The following is a 2,911-nucleotide window of genomic DNA, read 5'->3' as shown; positions in this document are numbered from 1 at the left end:
CCGGCACTATTATCCTTGCGGTCTCAAGCCGACCTCGGATCAAATCGCTTCCCTTCGATTACAGCCCCACGAAACGCTGCCCGAGTGGAATTACACTATCAAGCCGCAACTGTAAACTTGTTCTTGCGTGATCCCTTAGTGAGAATCCGTAGGCGAGACATGGCGGCGATACGTATGGGGCGGATTCATCAAAGCCCTACTGCGCCGCGGTCGCGGCTATCGCGATATCAACTATCTGCTGCTGCTTCTTTTCCGAGCAGAAGTTGATGTCGGTCGGACCTTTGAACAAAAGCTGTTTTGGTCGAAAGGCCGAAGGTACAATGTCTGTGATGATGCGGATGATCTTGGACATCCTTGCGCAAATCTTCCGCACTTTGTGGGCCCACAAGCTGCGCTCCTTCCTCACCATGTTCGGCGTGGCCTGGGGTGTGGGATCGTTGCTGCTCCTCGTCGGTCTGGGTGAGGGTTTCCGTTCGGGAAACAAGCGTGGGCTGGCCGAATTCGGGGAAGACATCATGTTTATCTTCCCCGGTCGCGCGCCCGTAGTCGCGGGCAGCATGAACTCCGCGCGCAGCTATCTGCTTACCAACCAGGACTACGGGGATATCCGGAAGGAGGCACCCCACGTCCGCAATGCTTCCCCCGTCCTTGCTCGGGATGACATACGTGCGGTTAGCGAATTCGCCAGCGCTAACGGGCAAATTCTTGGAGTGGAGCCGCAGTACGGTGAAATCCGCTATCTTCCTCTCAAGCAGGGACGCTGGCTCAATGACTTGGACGAAGCCCAGAGACGCAACGTCATCGTCCTCGGTGACGAATTGACCCGGAACCTGTTCTCCGGACGACCTGCGGTTGGGGCCGCTATGCTGCTCAATGACGTCAGGTTCGAAGTCATCGGTACCGTGAAACGTATCGGCCGTGGTGACGAGAACCTAACCAACATGCGCGGGTACATTCCCTTCCAAGTTATGGCGACCTACTTTCCGCTTAAAGGCGAGAACCACCAAAACTCCATCTCGCTGATCAACTATCAGCCTCGTGTGCCCGCGGAGCACTTGCTGGCGCGAGAAGAGGTGCGCAAGATCATCGCCCGTAATCACGGTTTCGACTACCGTGATGAAGATGCATTTGAAAACCTGGATACCGTTGAGCAGGCCGAGGCGATGGGCAGGATTTTTGATGCCATGAACCTGTTCCTGGGCACGGTGGGACTGGTGACTCTGGCCCTGGGAGCGATCGGCGTCATCAACATTATGCTGGTGGCAGTCAGTGAGCGCACCCGCGAGATCGGATTGCGCAAAGCCCTGGGGGCTACCAACAGAAGCATTCTGATCCAGTTTTTCTTGGAAGGCATTCTTCTTACGCTGTTTAGTGGAATGATCGGTATGGGGCTAGCCAGCGCCGTGATGGCGTTGCTCGGCCGGCAGCAAGGGCCCGCCAACTTTGATCCTCCCAGACTGGTTCCCGGGTCAGCGATTCTGGCAATTGTCAGCTTGACGCTGGCGGGCGTGGCCGCTGGACTCTATCCCGCGCGCAAGGCCGCCCTGCTGCAGCCGGTGGAAGCACTCAGACAGGAGTAAACGGGGTCCAAGACGATGTTCCGTGATTTGCTGCACGAAGCCTACAGGGCTATGAAGTACAACCGTCGCCGCACTACTCTCACCATGCTGGGCATGGCATGGGGTATCGCCACGGTTGTGCTGCTACTTGCCTACGGTAACGGCTTTGGCCGAGCCTGTGCCAACATCTTCGCCGAGTTCGGCACCAAGCTGATGATCATGGCTCCTGGTCGTACCTCGATGCAGGCTGGCGGCCAGAAGGCCGGTGTGCCCATACGCTTTACTCTTGAGGACGTGGACACGCTCACCACCAATATTCCCCAAATCGCTCAGATCACTCCAGAAGCTGACAAGCAGGCCAACATCCAATACGAGACAAGAAGTTTCACCTTCAACGTGACCGGCAACTATCCCAACGTCATTTCCCTGCGCGCGCTCAAGCTGGCGCTGGGCCGCTTCTACAACGAACAAGATGAAATGCAGCACGCCCGCGTCGCCGTCATTTGCTCCGAAGCCAAAGAAAAGCTTTTCTCTGGACGAAACGCTTTGGGCGAACGGATCCGCATCGATGGCCTCAGCTTCCAGGTCATCGGGATCCTGGGCCCCAAAATGCAGGCCGGCGATGACAATGTTAACCGCGTGATCTACATCCCGTTCACCACCATGAGCGATATTAAGAATACACACTACCTCGACTCCATATGGTTCAACTATGAGACCCCGGCGTACGAAAGTCTGGAACACTCCGTGCGCGCCGTGATGGCTGTAGAACACAAGTTCAACCCGACCGACCGCCGCGCCCTGAACGTGTTTAACCTTATGGAACAGGTCCACCAGTTCGAACTCATCACCCTCGGGCTGAAGATTTTGTTGGGTTTCATCGGTACGCTGACGTTGGCCATCGGCGGGGTTGGCCTCATGAATATCATGCTGGTCTCGGTGACGCAGCGAACCCGTGAGATTGGCGTGGAAAAGGCGTTGGGCGCGCGCAGGAGTCATATCCTGCTTCAGTTCCTGGCCGAATCTCTAACCATCACTTTCATCGGCGGGGCGCTGGGAGTCATCCTGGCTTACGCCGTCGCGCTCTTTGTCGGAAGGCTCACCCTATACAGTGCTATGGCGAAGAACGCGGAAGCTGGCGATGTTCGCTTGATCATTGCTCCGAGCACTCTTCTTATGGCCACGCTTATCCTCAGTGCGGTAGGGCTGGTGAGCGGCATGGTGCCTGCTGTCCGTGCCTCGCGTCTGGATCCCATTGAGGCTTTGCGGTACGAGTAGTTGCAACGGCCAACACTGTCGTTCCAATTGGCTTTGCTCCTTCAGCGCCTGCTCGCGCGATGGCATTCTTGAAG

3 protein-coding genes are annotated in these 2,911 nt (G+C 56.8%); 2 read left to right on the top strand and 1 reads right to left on the bottom strand.

Annotation, left to right across the window (positions count from 1 at the left end):
• Nucleotides 1–196: 196 nt before the first annotated feature.
• On the bottom strand, nucleotides 197–352 hold the full coding sequence (locus VEG30_00955; GenBank protein HXZ78468.1) for a hypothetical protein: 156 nt from the start codon (nucleotides 350–352) through the stop codon (nucleotides 197–199).
• On the opposite strand from VEG30_00955, the gene VEG30_00950 reads away from it, so the two are divergent.
• Nucleotides 339–1,580 carry an ABC transporter permease gene (locus VEG30_00950; protein HXZ78467.1) on the top strand — a complete coding sequence of 414 codons (1,242 nt, stop codon included), beginning with the start codon at nucleotides 339–341 and terminating at the stop codon, nucleotides 1,578–1,580. The genes VEG30_00955 and VEG30_00950 overlap by 14 nt on opposite strands.
• Nucleotides 1,581–1,595: 15 nt before the next feature.
• Nucleotides 1,596–2,837 carry an ABC transporter permease gene (locus VEG30_00945; protein ID HXZ78466.1) on the top strand — a complete coding sequence of 414 codons (1,242 nt, stop codon included), beginning with the start codon at nucleotides 1,596–1,598 and terminating at the stop codon, nucleotides 2,835–2,837.
• The last annotated feature ends 74 nt before the right edge of the window (nucleotides 2,838–2,911 follow it).

The sequence above is a fragment of the Terriglobales bacterium genome, from assembly GCA_035624455.1.
Lineage (GTDB): Bacteria > Acidobacteriota > Terriglobia > Terriglobales > Acidobacteriaceae > DASPRM01.
The sequence above is the reverse complement of the archived record's forward strand: the minus strand, read 5'-3'. Positions and strand labels throughout refer to the sequence as shown.